At 48.1% G+C, this 24204-nt stretch carries 25 protein-coding genes and 1 tRNA gene; 8 read left to right on the top strand and 18 right to left on the bottom strand.

Features of this window, described 5'->3' with window-relative positions:
* Positions 1 to 174 precede the first annotated feature (174 nt).
* Positions 175 to 259 (bottom strand) — tRNA-Leu (locus tag HPL003_RS16755).
* Between the two features lie 274 nt (positions 260 to 533).
* Here HPL003_RS16755 and HPL003_RS16750 point away from each other — a divergent pair.
* Positions 534 to 1073 carry a YhjD family protein gene (locus HPL003_RS16750; protein WP_014280884.1) on the top strand — a complete coding sequence of 180 codons (540 nt, stop codon included), beginning with the start codon at positions 534 to 536 and terminating at the stop codon, positions 1071 to 1073.
* Positions 1074 to 1347: 274 nt separating this feature from the next.
* Here the strand turns inward: HPL003_RS16750 and HPL003_RS16745 are convergent, their stop codons facing one another.
* The 4 genes from HPL003_RS16745 to HPL003_RS16730 all read right to left on the bottom strand — a co-directional run bounded on the left by HPL003_RS16745 (position 1348) and on the right by HPL003_RS16730 (position 3422).
* The gene (locus tag HPL003_RS16745) at positions 1348 to 1569 is read right to left on the bottom strand and encodes a hypothetical protein (protein ID WP_014280883.1); all 222 of its coding nucleotides are present in this window, start codon (positions 1567 to 1569) and stop codon (positions 1348 to 1350) included.
* Positions 1570 to 1709: 140 nt separating this feature from the next.
* On the bottom strand, positions 1710 to 2054 hold the full coding sequence (locus HPL003_RS16740) for a hypothetical protein (RefSeq protein ID WP_007429850.1): 345 nt from the start codon (positions 2052 to 2054) through the stop codon (positions 1710 to 1712).
* A gap of 103 nt (positions 2055 to 2157) precedes the next feature.
* Positions 2158 to 2730, bottom strand: a complete 573-nt coding sequence (locus tag HPL003_RS16735) for a xanthine phosphoribosyltransferase (protein ID WP_014280882.1) — start codon at positions 2728 to 2730, stop codon at positions 2158 to 2160.
* Positions 2731 to 2816: 86 nt separating this feature from the next.
* Positions 2817 to 3422, bottom strand: a complete 606-nt coding sequence (locus tag HPL003_RS16730; protein ID WP_014280881.1) for a DedA family protein — start codon at positions 3420 to 3422, stop codon at positions 2817 to 2819.
* A gap of 137 nt (positions 3423 to 3559) precedes the next feature.
* Here HPL003_RS16730 and HPL003_RS16725 point away from each other — a divergent pair, with 137 nt between their 5' ends.
* Positions 3560 to 4666 carry a YkvI family membrane protein gene (locus HPL003_RS16725; RefSeq protein WP_014280880.1) on the top strand — a complete coding sequence of 369 codons (1107 nt, stop codon included), beginning with the start codon at positions 3560 to 3562 and terminating at the stop codon, positions 4664 to 4666.
* Here HPL003_RS16725 and HPL003_RS16720 read toward each other — a convergent pair.
* Positions 4663 to 5787: a glycosyltransferase family 4 protein gene (locus tag HPL003_RS16720; RefSeq protein ID WP_014280879.1), complete on the bottom strand. Its 1125-nt coding sequence runs from the start codon at positions 5785 to 5787 to the stop codon at positions 4663 to 4665. The two genes, HPL003_RS16725 and HPL003_RS16720, sit on opposite strands and share 4 nt — an antisense overlap.
* A gap of 210 nt (positions 5788 to 5997) precedes the next feature.
* Between HPL003_RS16720 and HPL003_RS16715 the strand changes: the two genes are divergently transcribed.
* Positions 5998 to 7176: a GGDEF domain-containing protein gene (locus HPL003_RS16715; RefSeq protein WP_014280878.1), complete on the top strand. Its 1179-nt coding sequence runs from the start codon at positions 5998 to 6000 to the stop codon at positions 7174 to 7176.
* 93 nt (positions 7177 to 7269) lie between these two features.
* Here the strand turns inward: HPL003_RS16715 and HPL003_RS16710 are convergent, their stop codons facing one another.
* Complete coding sequence (locus HPL003_RS16710; protein ID WP_014280877.1) at positions 7270 to 8052, bottom strand: pseudouridine synthase; 783 nt, start codon at positions 8050 to 8052, stop codon at positions 7270 to 7272.
* Positions 8049 to 9722 (bottom strand): RsmB/NOP family class I SAM-dependent RNA methyltransferase, encoded by a 1674-nt coding sequence (locus HPL003_RS16705; protein ID WP_014280876.1) that lies wholly within the window; start codon positions 9720 to 9722, stop codon positions 8049 to 8051. The genes HPL003_RS16710 and HPL003_RS16705 overlap by 4 nt, the downstream gene beginning before the upstream one ends.
* Positions 9723 to 9885: 163 nt before the next feature.
* Between HPL003_RS16705 and HPL003_RS16700 the strand changes: the two genes are divergently transcribed.
* Entirely contained in the window at positions 9886 to 10413 is a 528-nt protein-coding gene (locus HPL003_RS16700) for a thioredoxin family protein (protein WP_043922421.1), read from the top strand.
* A gap of 104 nt (positions 10414 to 10517) precedes the next feature.
* Here HPL003_RS16700 and HPL003_RS16695 read toward each other — a convergent pair whose 3' ends face one another.
* The 3 genes from HPL003_RS16695 to HPL003_RS16685 are packed head-to-tail and all read right to left on the bottom strand — an operon-like array spanning position 10518 to position 13028.
* The gene (locus HPL003_RS16695; protein WP_014280874.1) at positions 10518 to 11087 is read right to left on the bottom strand and encodes a DUF309 domain-containing protein; all 570 of its coding nucleotides are present in this window, start codon (positions 11085 to 11087) and stop codon (positions 10518 to 10520) included.
* A complete protein-coding gene (gene yjbM, locus HPL003_RS16690; RefSeq protein WP_014280873.1) occupies positions 11087 to 11899 on the bottom strand; it encodes a GTP diphosphokinase in 813 nt (270 codons plus the stop codon). The genes HPL003_RS16695 and yjbM overlap by 1 nt, the downstream gene beginning before the upstream one ends.
* A gap of 34 nt (positions 11900 to 11933) precedes the next feature.
* Positions 11934 to 13028 carry a quinone-dependent dihydroorotate dehydrogenase gene (locus HPL003_RS16685; RefSeq protein WP_014280872.1) on the bottom strand — a complete coding sequence of 365 codons (1095 nt, stop codon included), beginning with the start codon at positions 13026 to 13028 and terminating at the stop codon, positions 11934 to 11936.
* A 219-nt stretch (positions 13029 to 13247) separates the two neighbouring features.
* Between HPL003_RS16685 and HPL003_RS29235 the strand changes: the two genes are divergently transcribed.
* Positions 13248 to 13394: a hypothetical protein gene (locus HPL003_RS29235; RefSeq protein ID WP_014280871.1), complete on the top strand. Its 147-nt coding sequence runs from the start codon at positions 13248 to 13250 to the stop codon at positions 13392 to 13394.
* Between the two features lie 26 nt (positions 13395 to 13420).
* On the opposite strand, the gene HPL003_RS16680 is transcribed toward HPL003_RS29235, so the two are convergent.
* From HPL003_RS16680 to HPL003_RS16670, 3 genes are all read right to left on the bottom strand, one after another.
* On the bottom strand, positions 13421 to 14851 hold the full coding sequence (locus HPL003_RS16680) for a L,D-transpeptidase (protein WP_014280870.1): 1431 nt from the start codon (positions 14849 to 14851) through the stop codon (positions 13421 to 13423).
* A gap of 158 nt (positions 14852 to 15009) precedes the next feature.
* Entirely contained in the window at positions 15010 to 15252 is a 243-nt protein-coding gene (locus HPL003_RS16675; protein ID WP_014280869.1) for a ferredoxin, read from the bottom strand.
* Between the two features lie 162 nt (positions 15253 to 15414).
* Complete coding sequence (locus HPL003_RS16670) at positions 15415 to 16695, bottom strand: DNA polymerase IV (protein WP_014280868.1); 1281 nt, start codon at positions 16693 to 16695, stop codon at positions 15415 to 15417.
* Between the two features lie 246 nt (positions 16696 to 16941).
* Here HPL003_RS16670 and cimA point away from each other — a divergent pair, with 246 nt between their 5' ends.
* Positions 16942 to 18558 (top strand): citramalate synthase, encoded by a 1617-nt coding sequence (gene cimA / locus HPL003_RS16665; protein ID WP_014280867.1) that lies wholly within the window; start codon positions 16942 to 16944, stop codon positions 18556 to 18558.
* A gap of 48 nt (positions 18559 to 18606) precedes the next feature.
* On the opposite strand, the gene HPL003_RS16660 is transcribed toward cimA, so the two are convergent.
* The 4 genes from HPL003_RS16660 to HPL003_RS16645 all read right to left on the bottom strand — a co-directional run bounded on the left by HPL003_RS16660 (position 18607) and on the right by HPL003_RS16645 (position 22704).
* On the bottom strand, positions 18607 to 19329 hold the full coding sequence (locus HPL003_RS16660) for a TlpA family protein disulfide reductase (protein ID WP_238533386.1): 723 nt from the start codon (positions 19327 to 19329) through the stop codon (positions 18607 to 18609).
* 106 nt (positions 19330 to 19435) lie between these two features.
* Positions 19436 to 20173, bottom strand: a complete 738-nt coding sequence (locus HPL003_RS16655) for an exonuclease domain-containing protein (protein ID WP_014280865.1) — start codon at positions 20171 to 20173, stop codon at positions 19436 to 19438.
* On the bottom strand, positions 20170 to 21252 hold the full coding sequence (locus tag HPL003_RS16650; RefSeq protein ID WP_014280864.1) for a DUF294 nucleotidyltransferase-like domain-containing protein: 1083 nt from the start codon (positions 21250 to 21252) through the stop codon (positions 20170 to 20172). Before HPL003_RS16650 ends, HPL003_RS16655 begins: the two co-directional genes overlap by 4 nt.
* Before the next feature lie 48 nt (positions 21253 to 21300).
* Positions 21301 to 22704 (bottom strand): ammonium transporter, encoded by a 1404-nt coding sequence (locus HPL003_RS16645; protein ID WP_014280863.1) that lies wholly within the window; start codon positions 22702 to 22704, stop codon positions 21301 to 21303.
* A 297-nt stretch (positions 22705 to 23001) separates the two neighbouring features.
* On the opposite strand from HPL003_RS16645, the gene HPL003_RS16640 reads away from it, so the two are divergent.
* Positions 23002 to 23433 (top strand): MerR family transcriptional regulator, encoded by a 432-nt coding sequence (locus tag HPL003_RS16640; protein WP_014280862.1) that lies wholly within the window; start codon positions 23002 to 23004, stop codon positions 23431 to 23433.
* A 41-nt stretch (positions 23434 to 23474) separates the two neighbouring features.
* Entirely contained in the window at positions 23475 to 24146 is a 672-nt protein-coding gene (locus HPL003_RS16635; RefSeq protein ID WP_014280861.1) for a zinc metallopeptidase, read from the top strand.
* Positions 24147 to 24204: the final 58 nt, after the last annotated feature.

The following is a 24204-nucleotide window of genomic DNA, read 5'->3' as shown; positions in this document are numbered from 1 at the left end:
CACATCGCTGCAAGAACAAAATTTACGAGCCTGTTCATTGTTAATATGTAAAGTTAGATTCCACAAAATTATTCTTTCAATCGCTCTACCCCACAAATAGATGTACCTTTATATTTTACTACAAAAAAAAGAAGCCAACCGTTTTCACAGTCGACTTCTTTCACTAAAATTTGATGCGGTCGAGAGGACTCGAACCTCCACGGGGGGTTAGCCCACACGGACCTGAACCGTGCGCGTCTGCCAATTCCGCCACGACCGCTTATAAATTATCGCTACCTTCAAAAGGCTTATCTCACTTAGCGACAAAACATAATATATCATGTTGAATTAGAAATGTCAAACATTTTAAGGAATGAGTGAAGCGTATGACCAATGCATCAGGGAAGAAGTTAATCTAGAAGTGAAAATAAAACAGCTTGATAATTAAGGAATAATGATTTAAAATGAGAACAAAGGTTCTATAGAACATAAGTTCCGTATCCGTTCAATCTGATATGATTTATCATCCTATTTCCCTAAGGCGGTGAATGGTTATGATCTCTTCAACTACGGCTCAGAATGAATCATCTCTTGTAAGAAGCTATCTACTTCTAACCTTTATTCAAAAAGTATTTGAGCGGGACAGTCTGATTCTTGAAGAGAGCGGCGTCCTGAAAACACCTGGTCTTTATGTCGAAATGATCAACGCAGGGGTAGATCGTACCGGAATCTTACTATCGGAAGTAAAACATGAATTCAATAAATGTCATATTCGTGTTCTGGATATACAACAAAACCACTCAGGCGTTCACGCCACCTATACAAGTAAGGGAAACAAAAAGCTGTTCAGTATGGCTATGCCCGTATTCCGCAAGGAAATGTATGAACGAATGCGCGCTTATCTGGGGCTCTCAACCTCTATGCCTCATACAGCTGCCTCTCCTTTACCCGAAAAACATCGCCCCGAGTTTCCAGACAGCCGCTCGACTTCCAAGCCCCTACGGTTCGTTGAGCGAAGTCTGGTTACGTCCTCCTCAGCCTATAAGCATAAATCACTTCGCCTTGCTGCTTCTGCCGCAAGTGGAAGTGCATAATCCCCACAAAGCCCGTATACGGAAGAAGCTTCCGCAGGCACAAGCGTGCTCGGAAGCTTCTTTATATAAACATCAGCTATCATTATCTATTCCTACCCGCTATGAGCAGAGTATGAAGAATTCCCCTAAATCATTTGCTTTATTGCAGCGCCTTCTGCACACGAGTAACTCCTTGGCTTAGAGCATGCCCTCCGCTGCATATGCCATCATAACGTACACCTATTTTATCCAGTCACTTCAAACCCTTTTATCCAGCCAACCTGAAACTATTCGTCTAATCCAGTTCTATCGGATTGTGTCGGGGTTCGCTGAACGGCTGATATGTATAGCTGCGATCCAGCTTGACCACACGCCGATTCTGGCGGCGGATAAGCACCTGTTCCTCGTCCCACGCCAGCACTATGCCAACTACATCGTTGGACTCCAGCCCATCCCGCACGACGCGCACCTTCTCACCGGAGAGCCGATAGGCGTCTAATTCTTCATCATTAATCATCCCTGTCCCCCCTTATACTATCGTTTCTAACACGACGGGTATCATTTATGCACATTAAAAAGTTTAAAAAGAGACCTAAACGAAATCATTTAGGTCTCTTCCCGCTTACTACTTATATGGATTGCCAACAGAGCGACAAATTATCCCGACTGATTTACACTGTGATCATGTTCTTTTGTATCGTTCTTCTCATACCAGAAGTCCAGCACTTGTGCAGACAACACTCTCTGATCTACGTATTCCACTTGGTGGGCAGTAAATTCTTCTTTCCAAGAGAAGGACAATTCTTCGCATAAGTTAACCAACGTCAACAACTCAGACCAGGCCACATAGCGTTTGTACCAAAAAAACTGAGGATGTTCAATCATATAGGGATACAAATCGTCAAATTCCGTATGCTTACAATCCAAGGCACGTTCAAAATGTACTTTAGCCGCTGCCAGTTTTTCCAGAAAAAACTGTTCGGTCAATTGCTCTTTCCCCATGTTGCTGCCTCCTCTCCCAAAACCTTATCTATATTATATGCGAAATCGAAGCTCATGCAAAGGTTATTATTAGAAATAAGGATCAGCAGCTTCTGAATTGTTGCTATTCGGCAAACTCAATTTTGCCGTCAGCTAACGATGAAATTCGGACAAGCGACTCTACCCGTATACCCTGCTCACGGATTGTTCTCGCCCCGGCTTGGAAGCATTTTTCCACGGCCACGCCGAATCCGACCAGCTCCGCACCGGAGCGTTGAATGATTTTGACCATACCTCTTGCGGCATCGCCATTGGCGATAATATCATCAATGAACAGAACACGGTCATGCTCATGAATAAATTGACGGGACAGCATAATGTCCGTGACAATGCCTTTCGTAAAGGAAGGCACACGTTCGCATAATGCGTCCGGGTCGGCCAATAAAGTCTTTTTGCGGCGGGCAAACACTAGCGGTACACCCAGCTCCAATGCTGTTGCGAAACCTATGGCAATACCCGAGGATTCCACGGTTACCACTCTCGTAATATTCTCTTCCCGGAAACGGGCTGCGAACTCTCGTCCCATTTCCATCGTCAACTCCGGATCCACCTGATGATTAAGTAAACAATCCAGCTTCAACACCTGATCCGACGCAACGACGCCTTCTTTTAAAATCCGTTCCTTTAATACTTCCATTCCATGACCTCCCACGGCATTCCTATGCGGTAAAAGTACCATACATCACCTGACGCTTTCAAGCCATAGCTTGCTTTACCATACGATCATGTGACATTTTTTTTGCGTTTATTCCAAAACCACGCGACTATTCCTCCCAAAATAATCAGAAGAAAGACCGCCAGACCTACCCGATGAGTCACCTTTTCCATCAGCTTCGCTACCTGTTCCCAGTGCATGCCCACCGCATGTCCAATCCCCAGAAACGTACCGCACCACAGCAATGCGCCCGCTGATGCATACATCATATAGCGAAAGACGCTCAAACGGGTCGTACCTGCCAGATATGAGGACACATGTCTCAAGCCAGGGACAAAGTAACCGAACAGAATGCCCCAAGTGCCGTAGCGTCCGAACCAGTTCTCGGAAGAAGCAATTCTCGATGGCGTAAGCCTCACCCATTTTCCGTATCGGTGCAGCAGCGGCTTGCCTAGCAAACGACCGAGCGTATAACTGAGCATCATGCCCGTCATACTTCCGAAAAATGTGACTGCTAGCGCGGCAATAAAGTTGTAGTGTCCTTGAGACACGAGCCCGCCAAAGGCGATCATCAGCACTTCGTCAGGTATCGGCATGCCAGCTACTCCAAGGGCAAGCAAGCCGAACATTGCCAAATATCCGTATTCCAGTATCCATGCAAGGATTTGACCCATAAATTACGCTCCCGTCAAGCTATTCGTTAAATACACTATAATTATTTTCAGTCTCATCCAGTCATGTCCCATTTCAGTTGAACATAGTTTGTATTATATGCTCGCTACAGCGTCATTCAAGCAAGGAGGGACTGGGGATGAAACGTAATATTCATGTTTTGCAGATTGCTTTTACATACATCGGAACAGTCGTCGGTGCCGGATTTGCTACCGGACAAGAAATATTGCAGTTTTTTACACAGTATGGACGTTGGGCTACACTCACCATCATGCTGTCCACACTCATATTTGTATGGCTGGGTACGAAAATGATGCTGATCGCTCATGATATTTCGGCCCGATCCTATGAGGATCTGAACAGACACCTTTTTGGCACCAAAGTCGGAAAATGGATCAGCTGGTTCACGCTCATTGTATTGGTCTGCGTCAACAGCGTCATGCTGGCAGGCGCCGGCTCTGTTTTCGTGGAACGCCTTCACCTGCATTACCAGACCGGACTGCTCATTACGCTCATTGGAACGTATCTGCTCCTGAGTAAAGGCATCCAGGCTATCCTGCATATGAACACCATTGTTGTTCCTATGATGATGATCATGTCTATCCTGCTTGTTCACAGCACTCTCTCTATGCCAAATCCCCAGAGCTTTATCACAAATACGTCCGATTATAGCATCCTGCGAGCTTGGGTTTCTCCGCTGCTATATACTTCCTTCAATCTGGCAATGGCCCAAGCAGTGCTTGTACCACTGGGCAGCCAAACCTTCTCCCGTAAAACGATCCGCTGGGGCGGGATTTTGGGCGGGATCGGCGTCGGGTTTATGCTGATGTCTGCTCACTTTGCCATGTCGGCACATATGCCGGGAATTCGGCAATTTGAGATCCCGATGGGAAGCATTGCTTACCGTCTGGGGGCCTTGGTTGAAATCATTTATATTTTACTCATTTTCATGGAAATTTTCAGTACCTTCGTGGCCGACATTTACGGTGTCAGTCTGCAAATCCGCCAGCATATCCAAATTTCGCCCAAGCTCATCACACTATTCATTATGCTCACATGTTTTCTAATCAGTCAGTTTGGTTTCAGCTCACTATTGTCTGTTCTATATCCCATTTTCGGGATGCTTAGTCTGATGTGGGTGGGCAAGCTGGTCATGGCAGGACGGGGGGGACCCTTCCGTTCCTCGCGTCCTCGCTCCAGCTTCAGGCATTCTGATTCAAAATCAGGTGATACACGCCATGGTTAGTGCTGGAATTTTAAATACATTTTCTTTAGCTCATTAACAGCCCTGCTCAGGGAATAGCTCGATTTGGCCTTGTCGCAGGCAGATCGGGCCAGCTCATAACGATAGGCAGGGTCTGCGATGACCTTCTCCAATGCGTCTGCCAGTGCCCTCGGACTGTCGGGTGGCACAAGCAGACCATTTACCCCATCCTCAATTTGCTCCGGTATTCCTCCCACCTCTGTACCCACCAAAGCCAAACAGCTCAAAGCCGCCTCCGCAAACACGGAACCAAAGGCTTCCGCTCGTGAAGGTAAAACAAACACATCAAAGAAAGGCATAAACTCTTCCGGATGAAGCGTGTATCCATAAAAGATCGTTTCATGGTAAATATCCAACTGCCGCGCCATCTCTTCCAGCTCGGGTCGAATGGGACCATCTCCGATAATATGCAGCACATAATTCTGATTTCTCTTTTTCAGCTCGGCACAGGCCTGTAACAAAGTATCCAGCCCTTTGGCAGGGACAAGGCGACAGACAGTTATAAGCTGTGTCACTTCATTTTCATGTGGTATGGGCTTGAAGCGCTTCTCATCATATCCATTCGGAATGACCACAATATCTTGCGGATTTTGTACATAAGGCGTCAAGTAATGCTGGAAAGAGCGGGATACTGCAATCAGGCGATCCGCCTTATACTCCAGTTCCCGATACAAGGACACCAGAAATTGATGCTCAGGCCCGTTCTCCTCTATTTTACCGTTTAGAATTAACTCCTTCTCATAAGAAGAGTGAATCGTCTGAACGAGCGGGATGTCAGGAAAAACAGTTTTCATAGCAATCCCAGCAATCGGGTGATGAGCATGAATGAGATCAAAGGGCTTCTGAACGCGAAGCCGGGTCCACCACAAATAGTCACGGTACGTCTGTATATATTTTTGGACAATCGGATATTGTTCATATTGTGTCCAGTCAAAGGTATCAAACATTACTTCTTCCCTGCCCTTGTTGCGAATCCGTTTAGGGATTGAAAATAGCTCCATTTCCCAACGCGAGGACATAAATCGCTCTTGCAGATATGGAATCATAGATGAAACGCCGCCCGGTTGCTCGGGTGGGAAAAAGAGAGCCTGTAGCAATTTCATGACGTGCTTCCCCTTTCAAGCGTTGTACTGCCCGGAACACAGGTTGTATGTATAGGTTTCCGGATTTTCTGAAAAATGATATATTGAGAATAATTGCTAAGTACAAAAGAAAATTATAACATTTTAAATGGAATAAATCCTGTCTATTGTATCGGAACCTATATTCCCCGTTCAATAGACTGACTATCTATACAGATGGAGTCGGTGACGTTGACGTTGTTGTCCTTATCGGGAACCTTCGGTTTCCCATCCCTGGCCGGGGCTGTAAGTGCCGCCTGCGGTTTGTATATTATACTCATGATGGCGCTTATGTGCGTGATCATATATAGCAGACAGCGAAAAAAAGCCTATATCCTTTTTTCGGTTGCCGCTATTTTCATTATGACATATGAAGCCATGAATCTCTATTCGGCGGGTGGCGGCAGAATGCCGCTACAAGGAATCGTGTGGCAAAACACGCTCGAAGCGGCTGCCTTCGTGCTCACCCTTGCCGCCGTATTTCAGCTCTACCGGAAGCTAAAACGTGCGGGAGCATGGTCCTTGCTGCTGCTGGGTGCGCTACTGATATTACCGGTTAGCGCATGGACTGCGGGATTATTGCCCAGTTGGATCAGCGCAGCAAATATCGTCGGGTTCACTCAGCTTTATCGACTCATTGTGCTTACTTTGAGCCTTGTGTTCATTACCCCACGAATCGGTCAACCCAGAAAGTTTGCACTGGGTTTACTGTTCTATTTACTTTGGCTCGGCTGTCTATGGTTGCGAAGCGACATTCCGGCAGAAAAAGGTGCAACAAGCACAGTTCTATGGATGTCATTTTTGCCATTGCTGTATTACACTACGTTGTTTCTAATCCTGTTCGAACGGATTGTGGAGCTGCTTCAACGGATTTACCGTTCCTCCATTACTGATGGTTTGACCGGCCTATATAATCGTAAATACTTTTCGGGGCGATTGCGGCGATATATGGAGCAGGGAATCCGCGTATCAGTCATTTTTTGCGATATTGATAATTTCAAAAAGCTGAATGATACGCAGGGCCATGCCCGCGCGGATGATGTGCTTAAACAGGTTGCACAGATTATGGAAGAAGAACTGGATGAAATCGGACTGACCGGAAGATACGGGGGCGAAGAGTTGGTCGCGATGGTGGTTGATCGGCGGGCCAAGGTCGGACAGGTCGCGGAACGAATCCGTGAACGGGTCGCCGATGAAAGCATCGTGACCATCAGCGTCGGGCATAGCACGTTAAAAACGGAAATGAACCCGGACGAACTGGTTAAACAGGCCGATCAGGCGATGTACATATCCAAAACAACAGGCAAAAACAAGGTTACAGCTTATAAGGCAACCGAAGTGAAAAAAAGCCGTGCAGCACGCGCACAATAAACATGCAGTCTGCCATTTATGTAATCTGTAAATCGTAGTCTGTATAGTAAAATGACGCACAGAGAACTCCCATAAGAGCCTGTGCGTCCCTCTTCAATCCTCTGACGTTGCAGATGCCAAATCCCGGCCGATCCATGCCAGCTCCTCGTTTGTCAGCTCACGATAGCTGCCTAAGGGTAACTGATCATCCAGCCTTAACGGACCCATCGCCGTTCTTTTCAAATACGTAACCTTTTTGCCAACCGCCTCAAACATGCGCTTCACCTGATGAAACTTTCCTTCATGGATCACAAGTGAAATGTATGAAATGACTTTTTCATCTGCCTCTTGTGCTTTTTCATGACGAAGAATGTTCAATTGGGCCGGAAGGGTAACATAGCCGTCATCCAGCTCCACCCCTGCTGCAAATTGACGTATATCCTCTTCCGTGACATGTCCCGACACCGTAGCCTCATACGTTTTGGGAACATGTCGCCGTGGAGACAAGAGTTCATGCGCCAGCTTACCATCGTTCGTTAACAATAGCAGTCCTTCCGTATCCTTATCGAGCCGTCCTACCGGGAAAGGCTCAAAATGCCGTTCCTCCGCACCCAGCAAATCCAGTACTGTTCGCTCTCTTGTATCCTCGGTTGCCGATATAACGCCCGGCGGCTTATGCAGCATGATATAAATGTACTCCCGAAAGACAACCCGTTCCCCGTTCACTTCAATCTGATCGTTGTACGGATGAACCTGCAAGCCGCTATCCTTGCTGGTTCGACCGTTCACGGTAATCATCCCTTGTTTTACCTGTCTCTTGATATCACTGCGCGAACCATAACCCATATGGGTTAGAACCTTGTCCAAACGCTGCGTTTGTCCTCCCTTCCCACTCATACCGATGTCCACCTCCAGCCTGTAGGGTATTCATTTTTGAGCATACCATCCTGCCATTTGCCCCATCCGGCAGAGTATCCGTCAATGCATACGAGAGTGTAGCCTTTGGGCAGTGCTTCGTTCTGTATTGTCATTCGCTGGGCCGAGATGGATAACGTTTCACCTTTCAAATAACGGATGGCATCTGTGTCTGAACTGGAGAGGTTTATGCTCCTGAGCGCCTCAGAAGGGCGCAAAGCCACCGCCAGCGGGTGCGAAGGTACAAACCGACCATTCTTGTCTGTTCCCATAAACCAGCCCGGACGGACCACCTTAAGCCCGTCCAGACGATAGGATTCCAGCGGCGACTGATAAATCCGATCTCCGTAGACTACCGTATGACCTGCAAATGACGCCTCAAGCTGCTCCTGTACAAAATAGCGATAGGACTCCAGTACATCATGTTGTCCGCGTCCAGCCCATTTTGCCGCATCTTTACCAGAACGAGACTTGTTGTTCCCGAAACCGCGTGCATTCGTTCCTTTACCCGATCTCTCGTCCATCCCTTTTCCGTTCCGTTTGTGATCTCCAGTTGCAGACCTGCCCTGTCCGTTTGCCATTGGCGCTTCCTTGATGGACAGCCGCTGCTTCTTACGGGCACGGTCCGAACCTATATTTAAAGCCCTTTCGTCCCTGTCGACAGACCCATCCCTTTCAAAGGAATCGGCCGTTCCCCGCTGATGATCCACTGTAGCTGTACGACTGCCTAGATGCTGCAACACAGCGATAAAATGACCCTCACCCTCTATAAGATGGGGCCAAAGGCGCGCCGTTCCACGCAGTCCTGGATGGGCTGCCGCGACCGCTTCACTCACCCATTCCGGGTGACCTGAAGCAAAGCCCGTTTCTGAAGGAGCAGGAACAACGTCAAAATCAGGATGTACCTCCAGAAACTCTGCGATCATCCCTTCATTTTCTTCCGGCGCAAAGGTACAGGTTGAATAAACAATCCTTCCCCCGTCACTTAACATAGATGCTGCCACTCGCAAAATATCCCGCTGCATAACTACACATTTGTCCACCGAATGGTTTTCCCATTGCTTCGCCATATCCTCATCCTTGCGAAACATCCCTTCACCCGAGCAAGGTGCGTCAATTAATATTTTGTCAAAAAAATGAGGGAAGGCATCTGCGATTCGATCCGGGCTTTCATTCAATACCACAGCATTTCGCACACCGTATAATTCTACATTTTTAGCCAACGCCTTGGTTCGATCTGCGCTAATATCATTCGTTACGAGCAGACCGCTCCCTTGCAGCTTGGCCGCGATTTGCGTCGATTTCCCGCCGGGTGCAGCACACAAGTCCAATACAGCCTCACCCTGAGCCACATTCAGCAATTCTACAGGAGACATTGCACTTGGTTCCTGCACATAGTACAGTCCTGCATGATAATAAGGATGCAACCCCGGCTTTGTGCCGTATGGAACATAAAAACCAGTATCACACCAAGGAATTGGCCTCAGTTCAAACGGCGAAATCGCCTTAAACGCCTCCACCGAAATTTTTAACGTATTGACGCGTATCCCGGCATGAGGCGTATGATCATAAGCAGCCATAAAAGCCTCAAACTCGTCGCCGAGCAGTTGCTCCATGCGCTTCACAAATGCAGTAGGGAGCTGTACACCCATAATTGTAATCATCCTGTCCTGTTAAAATAAAATTTATTGTACCATAATCAACCTGTTAAGCTGCAATAGCCGTGTGATTTACAAACTTTCACTACAAGCTGTAATGTTGTATAATAATGAGATTCATCGCTACATATTTTGTATTTTGATAGGAGAGATGGCATTGAACACCCAAAAATCCAACAAAAAAAAGCTTATACCTGTCATTGGCTTTTTTGTTGTGCTCGTCATTTTGCTTGGGGTGCTGCTCGCTTTAAATTCAGGCACTAAAAACAAGCTGTATGGCGTTTCCACAGCCTCGTTAAAGCCTGCCACCCAAGAGCTGCTGAATGATCCAAACTATCAGCAGATTATTAAACCGGAGGATCTGCAAAGCAAAATTGACAAAAAGGAAAACTTTTTCGTCTATCATTTTGCCTCCGACTGTGTACATTGCCGCGCCACCACTCCCAAGCTAATGCCTTTGAGCAAGCAGGAGAACATCACCATGCACGAGTTTAACCTGCGTGAGTATGAGGATGGCTGGGACAAGTACAAAATTGAGTACACCCCTACGCTCATTTATTATGAAAAAGGCGTGGAAAAAGAGCGTATGGTAGGTGGTTTGAAGGAAAGCCCTTCCGACAACGGCTATACACTTGACGATTTCAAAGCCTTTTTTGAAAAATATAAAAAGGATGTAACTTCCTAAACAACCTCCCAAACGACGTTCACGCGGCTTAGGCTACTGAACGATAAAGCAGCCCGATCCCCTGAAACGGATCGGGCTGCTTGCTTTCATGGACACGCTTCAGATTACGTCGTGCCCTTCGTACCAGGCGGGGCAGAGCAGGAGCTCCGGGCCGCCTGTCTGCGCCTCACAGAAGCCTCAAGCGCCTGCTGACGCTGCTCATGCTTTTCCCCACGCCGCGGTCCTCTCTGCTGTGGGATATTGGCTGGTATGGACGGCGATGCGTCCTCTACAGCCTGACGCAGACCGGGATCGACGATTTCAATCGTCAAATCCCGATAAACCGGCGGCTGGCGCTGGAGACCTGCTGAGCCACCTACAACAGCCGCGGCAAGCTGGCGAGCGCAAGCGCGCGCCTCGTCCACCAGCTTCGCCAAGTTAATACCCAGCGCCTGCGGAGACGCATGCTCCAGCTTGTGTACCGCGCTGTCCAGCATCATATGTCCGCCGCGGAAATTTCCGTTGCGAAAATGATACAGCCCTACAGCAATTTGCAGCAAACCTTTATATACAGGGGCACGGTCCAGCTTTAGCCACAGCTCTTCCAGTACCTCGTGACATTCAAAATAATCCCGATCCCGATTGAAGTATACCAAATAAGCCACGTACAACGGTTCATAGGAAACGTTCACCATTAATGCTCATCCCCGTCGTCTTCCTTGGTAGAAGCTGCCAGCAATTCCTTGACTTCATCATGGAGCAGCTTGATCCCTTCCATGTCGTGCCGTTCCCACAGCTCATTAAACCTGCGCTGCGCATCAATCGTTTCACTGATCTTATGGTAGAAATACAGACGGTGCATACCCGTCAGCACCTTGGATACGATATTCGCTTCATCCTCGAACTTCTTCTGCGCTTCCAATATTTCAAGACGCATCGAAGACATCTCATTATCCAGTACAAAAGCCGCCTCAGCTGCCTTTTTCAACCGTGTCCGCATATTATCCGGTAAGCTTTCACGATACTTATAACTAAGGGAATGTTCGATGGTTGCCCAAAAATTCATAGCCAAGGTACGGATCTGAATTTCTGCCAGCACAATTTTTAATCCAAGCGCTGTCTGCACTGGATATTCCACAATCATATGAAAGCTGCGATATCCGCTATCTTTATAATTGGTGATATAGTCTTTTTCATACAGTACGGTCAAATCCTTGCGTCTTCGAATGTATTCGGCTACCCGCCGGATATCCTCAACAAATTGGCACATGATGCGGATTCCTGCAATATCCTCGATTCCCGTCTCCAGCTGATCAGAAGGAACCTGTAATCTCTTCGCTTTATCGAGGATGCTTGATATTTTTTTCACCCGTCCGGTTACGAATTCGATAGGAGCGTATTCCTCGCGCTTTTTCAGCTCCGCACGCATTGTTTTGAACTTGACCTTAAGCTCCTCCACCGCCTGATCATATGGCAGCAAAAATGTTCCCCAGTCTCTTCCGTCCATCCCCGTACCTCCTGTCTCTTCCGACAACACTTTTTTATCTGTGATCTGCACCAACAGCCTCGGTAATGTGTCTAAAGCCGTCCTTTCGCAGCAGCTCACGCAGACCGGCATGTAATGTCCGGTTCACTTCCGGTCCCTCATAGATCAATGCTGTATAAATTTCAATCAGGCTTGCGCCTGCTTTAATTTTGTCGTATGCATCACGACTGCTGAAAATGCCGCCCGATCCGATAATCGGCAGCTTGCCATCCGTTTGGCGATACACTCGTCCGATGACCTCTGTAGAACGGTCACGCAGCGGCTTACCGCTCAGCCCGCCCGTCTCACTCGCATTCCGGTGCGTCAGCCCAGCCCTCGAAATTGTCGTATTCGTCGCGATGATACCGTCTACTCCACTGGCCGCAATCGCATCTGTCATATATTCCAGTTCCTCATCTGATACGTCCGGCGCAATTTTGACCAGTACAGACTTGGCTCCGCCATACTTCGTCGCCTGTACTCCCATCTCTGCTCGAACAGCCTCCAGCAGCGATTTCAACTCACTGCCATGCTGGAGCTTTCGTAAATCCGGCGTATTCGGTGAACTAATATTCACTACAAAAAAGTCCGCATACGGATACAGCGCGGAAATGCACTTCTCATAATCCTTATGGGCATCCTCATTAGGCGTGTTTTTGTTTTTACCAATATTAACAGCGACCGGAACAGGCCGATGTTTTAGCGCAGCCAGACGTTTAGCCATGCTTTCCGCACCCAGATTGTTAAAGCCCATCCGATTCACTAACGCCTCATCAGGAGGCAACCGGAACAAACGAGGGCGGTCATTGCCGGGCTGTCCCACAGGTGTCACCGTGCCTACTTCCATAAAACCAAACCCGATCGAGGAAAAGCCGGCAACTGCCTCCGCATTTTTATCCAATCCCGCAGCCAGTCCAATCGGGTTGGGAAAATGAAGACCGAACAGATCAACCGCAAGATCCTCCGTTTCCTTGACTCCGTACATTCCCCGCAGCGTTGCTGCTCCACCGGGAAGCGCCCCCGCATACTTCAAGCCATCAATGACGACATGATGGGCCGTCTCTGGACTCATTTTGAAAAAAACAGGTTTCACAATCCTTCGATACAACACAATTCATCCACTCCGTTCTATGCCCTTGCGCAATCCTAAAAAAACATCTCTACAAAATAGTTTAGCTTTTTCCATTCCAAAAAGAAAGTAATTTGCGACGTGCAGTATCAGGAACAAATCCGGTTGTCATGGAGATGTCATTGAAAATGTATAATCAAACCATTTACAATGGACATAGTAAGACAGGCTATAGCCCATCAGAAAAGAGGGATTGCTGATATGAAGACCAAGCGCAAGCCGCCAAGTCTGCAAAAGAAAAAGGACGAGGTGAACAAGAAAGCGATTGTATGGACCGCCGTCAGTTTTGTTCTCCTCATCATTGTGATTGTTCTGGTCGTTGTTTTGGCACAAGCGGGAAATCGTTAAACTACACGTAGTAATAGCATCAAAGACTAATTTAGCCAGTGATAGGTTTTGCGGGGATTTGTCTGGTCGTGCTGCGGCTCAGTCTTAAATCGGGAGCCAGGCACAAGCACTTGATCAGGCAGTCCCCCGGTACCAATGACCACCTCTGTACCTGAAGGTACGAGAGCAAATAACTCCTCCACATCCTCTTTGCCCATACGAACGCAGCCTAGCGACTCATTTTTGCCAATGCTGTCCGACTCGTTCGTGCCGTGGATGGCATAATTCGTTGCAGACAGCTGCATACCGCGGCTGCCAAACTCACCGTTGGACTTACCGTTCGGATTTACGACTTTATCCGTAATAACAAACTTCCCTTCCGGAGTTCGCTCTCCGCCCAATCCGATAGGATAATTGCGGATTAGCACATTGCCGCTCACCAATCCGAGCCTGTGCTTCGACTTGTCTACCACAATCCGCAGCGGCTGCCCCAGAAAAGGCCGTCCATACAGCGACGACGCCAGCAAAGGGCTGCTTTGAGCCGACGAGCCCGCTTGTTGACTTGCTGCTCCTTTAGCCCTCTGTCCCTGTGAAGCAAGTAAATTACGCATAGGTGTAAAAGCCTTCTTCATTCCGTCTGTTGTACCGTACATCATATTATCCGGAAAGCTTCCGGTCAGCTCATCGAGACTTTGGGGAAGACGTTGATGCTGCGTACGAAAAGCACGCATGGAGCTATTCAGCACAGCCAGTTCTTCCTGTCCCACAGCCCATTGCAGACCTGCTTTTCGAAGCTTTTCACTGTCAGACGGCTTACAAGCACACGCTGCTGTGTCGTAAGACTGGACGGCTAAGCCTCCATTTCCTTTGTTTTGCAAGCTAAGCAGCGGCTGCATACGATCTCTCCAGAGCATCCAAGAACCGCTTTGCTCCATGCCCAGCACTGTGGTCTCGGCTGGTAGACGACTAGCCTTTGCCAACATACCTGCAAGTGCCGTTCCTGCTGAACTGCCTGTGCGCGCTTGGGCCGTAAACACGCCACCAGCACCAGGCCCACCGATCTGAGCCACTTCATTCGGGGCAGAATTCTGTGCTCCTGCCACTTTGACATTGTCGGCTGCCACAGGCTCTGTTCCTGACGGAACGGATGCACTTTCCCTCGAATGGCCCGGCGAATTGGCTGAAGGCACCCATATCAGAAGAAGTACCATCAACGCAGTTAACAAATAACGCGTTCGAGCCGTTCTCCGCGCCTTCTCCTTAGACATCTGAACCAGTTTATCCTGATACTCCATCCATACGTCTGCCGGAATCTGTTTATGCTCGAAGGCTTCGAACACTTCCCCCGCGCGATTGAAGCAATAATTTGCTTTGCCCTCCTGACCGCTGCTCTCATACTCTTTCCCGAGCAAATACCAAGCCATTTTATTATCAGGGTGCATTTTTACATACGATTTAAGATGAGGCGAATGATTCATCGGATCCTCCTGATCGTGTAGTCTTGCCCTATTATTTACTATGTATATCGGCCAAAATAGGCCATATGGATAGCACATAAAAAAAACAGTACCGACAGCACCTTTTCACCGTTGTACGGCAAAAGAGTGCTGTCGGTACTGTGCCTGTCCAAGTAGACTTAACCTTCTTTATTGAACGGCTCGTCCGCAACTTTAATCGAATCAGTAGGGCAACCGTCGCAAGCATCCTGCATATCATCAAACAGGTCGTCTGAGATTGCCTTGATGCCTTGGTTTCCATCTCCATCAAAGATCACTTCAGCCAAGCCCTCATCGTCATAATCATAAATGTCCGGTGCTGTAGCACCACAGGCTCCGCACGCAATGCATGTATCTTTTTCTACCCAAGTGTATTTAGCCATAACTCTCCTCTGCCTCCTATACAATCAAACAAACCAACTTTTGCATTCTATTCACATATTAATACAAACAAAAAATTATTACAAATTATTTTCATTGATCCTTTATGCAAAAAATACTTATAACGTATGCATCCGTTGCCTTACACAAATTCACCAAAAAGTTTACTCAGGCGTCTGGAGATTGTCTTTTTGCAGCGAAGTTCCACGCAGTTTGGAGTTCCGAAGAAGTACCGAAGGGTCATCTCCCAGCATTCCAGCGGTCAGAACTGCATTTTCGCCAAACTTGTCCCGTAGCGCATCCATTGTCTTCAGCAAGCTTTCCTTTTTGGGCTGGTCCTTGTATTCAAAAAGATCCATTTGAACGGCAGCTTCTTCCTTCGGGACTAACTGCTGAAGCGTAATTCCCAGCAAACGCACAGGTTTGTCCTCTCCCCAATGCCGCCGATACAGCGCACAAGCTTCCTTATATATGTCCTCTGCACTTTCCGTAGGAATACTTCTTACCTGAGAACGCGTAAAGGTCTTCATCTCCGGCGTCCGAATTGTCAGTTGAATGCCTCCTGCCAGCATGCCATGCCGTCGAAGCCGGCGGGCTACCTGATCGCTGATATTGAGAAGCACCCGTTGGGCTTCCTCCAGCTTCACCACATCCATGGGCAAGGTGGTGGTGTGTCCGATGGACTTGTTCGGCTCCCGCTCAGTATTGACCGGAGAATGATTAATCCCGTTAGCAGCCAGCTTTAACCACGAGCCAGTCACGCCGAATACGCCGATCAGCATATGCTCGTCCGCCTTGGCCAATTGGCCAATGGTGCGAATATTCATTTGCCGAAGCTTGTCGGCTGTTTTTCGTCCCACGCCAAACAATTGACCACAGGGAAGATTCCACAAAATATTTGGTACATCGCGCAAGCGCAAAACAGATATCCCACGTGGCTTTTTCAGGTCAGAGGCCATTTTGGCCAGCAACTTGTTGGGTGCCACTCCGATGGAGCAGGGCAGTCCCAGTTCGTCCGCTACTCTGCGCTGAATTTCCTCCGCGATCTCCATAGGCGTTCCAAACTGCTTGGAACCTGTAATGTCCAGATAACATTCATCAATTGAAGTTGCCTCCAACATAGGCGTATACGAATAAGCAATGCTCATGAAAGCTTTGGAATAACGACGGTACAGGTGAAAATCAGGCTGAATCACGATAAGCTGCGGACAAATCCGCCGGGCTTGCTGGACGACCATCCCTGTTGAGATGCCCAATCGCCGGGCTTCATAGGAGCAGGTTACGATTACACCTCTGCGCAGCTCACTGCTGCCCGCGACGGCGGTAGGCAGTCCCTTGTATTTCTCCGGTTCCTCCGCTGCATGAACAGAACAATAAAATGCGTTCATATCGACATGCAGAATAACCCGCCCACCAACCGGATAATAAGCACTGACATCTCTCACGCTCAACCCTTCTTTTAACGATATATTATAGGAAACCCTGTGTTCTATTTTACATGAAATTAAAGGTTTTGCGGTCAAAAATGATATTTATATATTACATTTGAAGTCATAAGTTGATATAATCAAAAATCATACGAAACAAGGCCAGTTGACACCTTTGTATTTTCACGCGTTAAATGGTTAAATAATCTGCTTAAAAAAGCAAAGCACTACCAATCTGAGCAATCCGCAAAGGAGGAGTCCTTCATGTCCACCGCTATTTCTATCTTTGATACAACGCTGCGAGACGGTACTCAAGGAGAAGGAATTAGCTTGTCTGCTGACGACAAATTGAAAATCGCCAAAAAACTTGATGATCTTGGTGTTCATTATATTGAAGGCGGGATTCCCGGGAGCAACAGCAAGGATATCGAATTTTTCAAACGGGTGCAAGAGCTAGGACTTCAGGCAAAAATTGTCGCCTTCGGCAGCACGCGCCGCAAGAATAGTATCGCAGCAGAGGATGTCAATCTGCAGCGGATTCTGGAATCCGGTGCCCAGGCTGCTACACTGGTAGGTAAATCATGGGATTTTCATGTGCATACCGCCTTACAGACGACACTAGAGGAAAATCTGTCCATGATTTATGATTCCATTGCCTTTTTAAAACAAGGAGGCATGGAGGTAATTTTTGATGCCGAGCATTTTTTTGACGGCTATAAAAACAACCCGGAATACGCACTTGCCGTTTTGAAAAAAGCAGAAGAAGCAGGTGCGGACTGGCTTGTGATGTGCGATACAAACGGTGGCACCATGCCGCATGAGGTACACGAGATTGTCTCTACACTGCAAAGCCAGCTGACAAGGTCACAGTTGGGCATTCACACACATAATGATTGTGAATTGGCTGTAGCCAATACACTGAGTGCAGTACAAGCAGGCGCGAGACAAATTCAAGGTACGATTAACGGGTACGGCGAGCGTTGTGGTAACGCAAATTTGTGCTCCGTTATTCCGAATTTGCAGCTCAAGCTCGGCTACGATTGTTTAGACTCTGACAAGCTAAAGCAGCTTCACAACACGGCCCGCTTTGTCAGCGAAGTCGCCAACGTGAATCTGCCTGTGAACCAGCCATATGTCGGCAATGCTGCCTTTGCCCACAAGGGCGGTATCCACGTGTCAGCTATTCTGCGCGACTCGCGAACCTATGAGCACATCGCTCCCGAACTGGTAGGCAACAAGCAACGGGTGCTGGTCTCTGAGCTAGCCGGACAAAGCAATGTTGTGTCCAAGGCGCAGGAGCTGGGTATAACCCTTGATCCGTCCAGCAATGAGGCACGTGGCGTCATCAGCCGCATTAAGGAACTGGAGCATCAGGGCTACCAGTTTGAAGGAGCCGATGCTTCGCTAGAACTGCTCATCCGTGAAGCAGGCGGTGAAGTGAAGGAAATGTTCTCATTTGAGTCCTTCAAGGTGCTTGTGGAGAAAACAGCGGGCCGTCCAGTTGTATCCGAAGCGTTCTTGAAGCTGAATGTTGCAGGCACAAGCGTTTATACTGCCGCTGAAGGCAACGGGCCAGTCAACGCTCTCGATAATGCACTGCGCAAAGCTCTTTCTCAGTATTTTCCAGCTCTTCGAGATATGCATCTGGCTGACTACAAAGTACGTGTACTTGATGAAAAAGATGCCACTGCCGCCAAGGTACGTGTGCTCATTGAATCCAAAAATTACGAGGACGTCTGGAGTAACGTGGGCGTATCCGAAAATGTAATTGAAGCCAGCTGGGAAGCACTGGTGGACAGCTTCCGTTATGCATTGCTGGAAGCTCCGTCTCCGAAAAATCAGCAAACCGACCTATCGCCCCAAGGACTGGTAAATCACTGATTTGATAAGTGCTTATATTGTTAATAAGCGGTGTCTTTAGCGGTCTATTCAGACCTCAAAGGCACCTTCTTTTTTTTGCAGCAACTCTATTTTTCGTTCCAGCTCCCGCTCGCTTAGCATGCCGATTATGATTTCACGTACCTGCCCAAGACGGTCAACCATAACATGAGTTGGGAAAGCCCCTCCTCCAAACCGTTCAAACAAAGCCCCTTGCTCATCAAGCAATACTGGGAATTGAAGGTTTAGCGAGCGGGAAAACTTTTGCACATCCTCCAACCGATCATAGCGTATTACATTAATACCATATACGTCCACATCGTGCTTGTACTTGCTATATAGCTCATTCAGTACAGGTGCCTCCAAACGGCACGGATCGCACCATGAGGCCCAGAAGCTAATTACCAGCGCTTTATCGCGCTTGACTCCCATATTGTAGGATTTGCCGTCCAAACCTTTTAAAATTATGGAAGGAAGCGGTTGACCAGGCTGTATCTTTTGCATCACTTCTATAGCATCTAACTCTGTATCTACCCCTTTGCCAGCTTCAAATCTTTCTCCGTCCTCATGTTCCTCCTGAGTTTGCATATTATTAGCCGGTACGCTTGTCGCATAAGTATAAGTCATGTTTGTTGCTACTCCCCATGAAGCTACTCCTACCACCAGCATAACCATCAGGAATTTAATAAAAACAACTTTTTTCACAGTCCAATCACCCGGCCTTTCATCTGGATTACTCTTACCTTCTCCATATGGTGCCCATCCTGCTCCCACCTCTAACCCTTCCAATCTATACAGAGGCAAAAAAACAGCAAACCCACGAATGTTCGCAGACTTGCTGTAATGTTGTTCTATATTGAAGCTTGTGCCTTGTACTGAATCAGGCATGGCTTAAATGAGCATACACATCTGCCAAATTGGTCACATTACGCTTCAGCATTTCCTGAACGTACGCCACCCACAGCTTTGCCGTCATTTTCGCATCCTCTAACGCATGATGCCGTCCCTGAATCGGTATGCCCTGACAGGTCAGCAATTCATCCAAACTATACGTTTGGTGCTGCTGCGGCTCCAGCCATTTGGCGAGCATCATCGTATCCAGAACACGGTGGGTCAGCTGCACTTTAGATGTTTTCCATAACGCAGCATTCAAAAAAGCCTTGTCATGAGCGCTGGCATGCGCTACAAGCACCCGTCCCCCTACAAAGGACATAAAGTCATGCAGCCCATCCATGAGCGGCAAAGCCGCATCTGTCATTTCCCGGGTAATCCCGGTAAGCTCCGTAATGTGTTCAGGAATTGCTGTACGTGGATTGACAAGTGTGTAAAATTGCTCTTTTTCCATAATCGTATCCCCGACAACCCGAATCGCACCGAACGATAAAATCTCATCTCCGTGCTGCGCTGAAAATCCCGTGGTTTCCAAATCAAAAACAACCGTCTCCAAACGCTCCAACGGGGTCCGCAATACTTCAGAGCGCCGTTGCTCTCGGGTCAAGGAACGGATAAAGGCCATCTGCTGAGCCGTAGGAGCTCCCATTACAGAAGCGATGGCTGATGGCACCCCTCCTCTGCGAAGAGCGCTCCAAAAGCCGCCTCCCTGCGTTGGTTCCTTCATGACCTTCTCCCTTCCGTAAACCGCAACTGTCTTTGCAGCGCACGATGCAGCCGCCGCACCGTAGAAAGCGCCTCACGCAGTTCATGCCAGCCCTTACCTTGCTTCAACGGTTTGACAGCAAGGTAACCCTTGCTAACCAAGAGTCCGTTCTTCTCCTGCACCGGAGTAGCCATCCGAAGCTGAAGCGCGATCCGAAAGGCCCGCTCGCAAGCATCCAGCAAAGGAGACGGCGCTGCTTCCAGCAGCGCGAGCCGCCTGAGCCTTTTCAACGTAGAGGTCTCCTCCACCCCGTGCTGCAAAGCCCAAAACCGTACTGCATTTACCAACGGGATGTATAAACCGTATTTCACATCAAAATCGCCCGCGTGCTCCCCGAAGCGCTCGGTAACGATCTGACCCAAAATATTAATTGTCGCTTTATGCCTTACCGTGTTCCTAAGTACCGCGGACGGCAAATCGGGATGCTTGCGCAGCAACGCATAAAAGCTTCGTTTCCATTCTGCTGACAATCGCTCATCTCCAGCGATATGCTTCATATCAGACGAGATAATCAGATAACGAATCGGCTCCCAGGCAAAATCATCCGACCATTTTGCCAGCTGCTCCTGCCATTCAGACAATGTTTGTCGCCACAGCGGCTCTGAACACATCACTTTCCCTTCACATTTCGGATATCCCAAATATTCCAGCATTGCAGACACCCTCCGACCGAACTCCATAAAATATGTCTCTTTCCCGGCAGATGCAGCGTCACTGATAATCATACCGTTATCCTGGTCACTCCACAGCGTCGACTCCGAGCGTCCCATGCTGCCGAAGGCTATAAATGCGTAAGGGACGGGAGGAGGGCCGAAGCCGTCCTCAACCATCCCTTTTTCGCACATTTGCACAGCTCTGGCTGCAATGCGGTCATGCATATCATTCGCCGTTTGTAACCAGTCTGATAACGGAGCGGAGGCTTGGGAAGCCAGCAGCCATTTTTGAGAATCGACCCTGGCCTGCCGTAGCGATTCAGGCGTATCAGCATGATCAATCGCTTCGGCTGAACTCACCCAAGGTGCCGTATTTTGCAGTTCCATACTTCCATCTCCTCCGCTCATCCATACTGGCTCTTTATATTTTACATATTAGCTTACAATCCCAGAACGCTTCTCAGCCTCGGCAACCAGTTTCATTTGCTCAGGATAGCCGTACGTACCATGCTCGCTGATATCCAGTCCCATCGTTTCCTCTTCTTCCGTAACACGAATTCCCATAATGGCTTTCATCGCACCCAGAATAATGAAGGAAATGACGAATACGAAAGCAAATGTCCCTACCAGTCCAAGCAACTGTACACCCAATTGTGTTAATCCGCCACCATAGAACAGCCCCGCTTGACCAACACCTGTTATTTTCACCAGCTCAGGAGTAGCGAACAATCCTGTGGATATCGCGCCCCACATCCCTGCAATACCATGGACGGAAAATGCATATACCGGATCATCTACTCTTGCACGCTCAAACCATTGTGCTGTGAAGAAGGTAATAATCCCTGCTACCGCACCGATGACCAGAGCCGCCCAAGGAGCTACAAATGCGCACGCCCCTGTTATTGCGACCAAAGCCGCCAGTACACCGTTTAGCATGGACGGAATATCCGCTTTTCCATAAACCATCCAGGATACCAGCAGGGCAAATACTCCACCTGCCGCCGCCGCAAGATTCGTGGTTACCGCCACATACCCGAAGAAACCGTCATTCATGGCCGATACAGCACTACCCGGATTAAATCCGAACCAGCCAAACCAGAGAATAATAACACCCAGTATGGAATACACCTGATTATGTCCAGGAATAATATTCGGCTTGCCGTCTTTATTGAACTTGCCCAAACGCGGTTTCAGCAGCAATGTAGCGACAAGTGCCGCCGTAGCACCTGTCAGATGGACTACCGTCGAGCCGGCATAATCCTGCATGCCCAGCTTGCCAAGCCAGCCGCCGCCCCATACCCAGTGAGCTACAACCGGATAGATTACGATGGAGAACAAAATACCGAAAATGATGTATACACTTAATTTTGCACGCTCTGCCATTCCCCCACATGCGATAGAAAGAGACACCGCAGCAAAAGCAAAGTGGAACAAAAACATGATTGTAATCGGAACATCCAGACCTGAAAGGGAGTCAAACGATACAGCAGCATCCGTGCCGCTCATGAAGAAACCCGTCAGCCCCATAAATCCGTTACCGCCATCGTTACCGAAGCCTAGCCCGAACCCGAGAGCCCAGAAGGACAATGCAGCAACGCCCGTGGTGAGTATCGTTTTGCCAGCGACATGCCCCGCATTCTTCATTCGTGTGGAGCCTGCCTCCAGCAATGCAAATCCCGCCTGCATGAAAAACACAAGAATAAATGCCAAGAAGGTAAACGCCGTGTTTAATCCAGCTTGAAGCTGAATATTTGTCGGACCATCAGCAGCGAATGCCCCCACCGGAAAAGCCAGTACCGTCAGCATGGCCAGTAATGCAACAAACCACTTTTTTCTCATGAAGCCCACTCCCTCGAATGTTAAGTTTCTTTACATTTCGTGAAATTCTTATTGTCATTATAATCAGAATACATGAAACTTGACAAGATTTTTTTTATTAACTGAAAAAAAATCGATTTCGAACTTTACATGTCATGTTTACTAACTATTAAAGTAGCTTGTATTATACCCTAAAAAAAAGCATGACGTTTGACTGTACGGTTGGGAATCATGTAAAATATTTTTATAAGCACTCTGTTTGCAAATGCGTAATATGGAAGGCTGAATGAAGAGCGCGAGGTGAGGACAGATGGGGATATGAAGCTATATCGAATTGGCGAGCTAGCCAAGACGGCTGGTGTCAGCGAACGGACCATTGATTATTATACGAAGCTCGGTTTGATCACACCTGAAGAACGGTCTTTGAAAAATTATCGGCTATACAATGATGAAACTTTAAAAAGACTTGAACGTATTAACCAAATGAAACAAGAGAAGTATAGCCTTGAAGAAATCAAACAGACATTAATGAAGTGGAATTCGGTTTCAGGCGAAGAGCACGTCACCGACAAGCTGACAAGTCTGGAGATGCACATGCAGCGCCTGGAGCGCGAAGTCAATGAGCTACAACCTCTTTTGGGGCAGCTCAAGCCCGTTCAAGCGCGTAAGCTGCTTACGGGTCTACTACCACAAAGCGCCGCTTGTATCGAAGCTTTGAAGTATTTGCTGGAGCATAGCTCTATGATGTAAATTCAGGCTATACTGATGAAACAATATTGGAGGGTTGCTTTATGATGGGGATGTATCTATTAATTATTCTTGCGTTCGGCTTATCCTTGTGGGCGCAATTCCGTGTTAAAGGTACCTTTAACAAATGGTCTGATGTTCCTAACGAAAACGGCATGACAGGCTACGATGCCGCCCGGCACATGCTGGATCGCAACGGTTTGCATGACGTGTCCATTGAACCTGTACCCGGTGCGTTATCTGACCACTATGATCCGATGCAACGCGTAGTGCGCTTGTCCGAGCCTGTATATTATGAAAAATCTATTTCCGCAGTTGCTGTGGCTTGCCACGAGGTCGGCCATGCGATTCAGCATCAAGAGCATTATCCTATGCTGGCGCTGCGTCACCGGATTTTCCCGATTGTGAACTTCGCATCTGGTCTTGCACCGTTTCTGTTGATTGCCGGGTTCCTGTTCAGCTACACTAACCTGATTGGCTTGGGCATTATCTTTTTCTCAGCGACTGTCGCTTTTCAATTAATTACATTGCCAGTCGAATTTAATGCTTCCAACCGCGCCCGTGAAATTATGGTGTCCGAAGGATTTATCCGCAGTGATGAAGAACGGGGTGTAGCTAAAGTATTGAATGCCGCTGCATTAACATATGTGGCCGCCGCTCTCGTTTCCTTGCTGGAGCTGATTCGTCTAATCGGTATCTTTAACAGCCGTGACTAATCGCTTTTGTAGCAAAAAAGGTTGTTCCCCCGCCATGGTGATGGTAGAGGAACAACCT

Source organism: Paenibacillus terrae HPL-003, assembly GCF_000235585.1.
Taxonomy (GTDB): domain Bacteria; phylum Bacillota; class Bacilli; order Paenibacillales; family Paenibacillaceae; genus Paenibacillus; species Paenibacillus terrae_B.
This window is presented reverse-complemented; position numbering and strand designations above follow the sequence as displayed.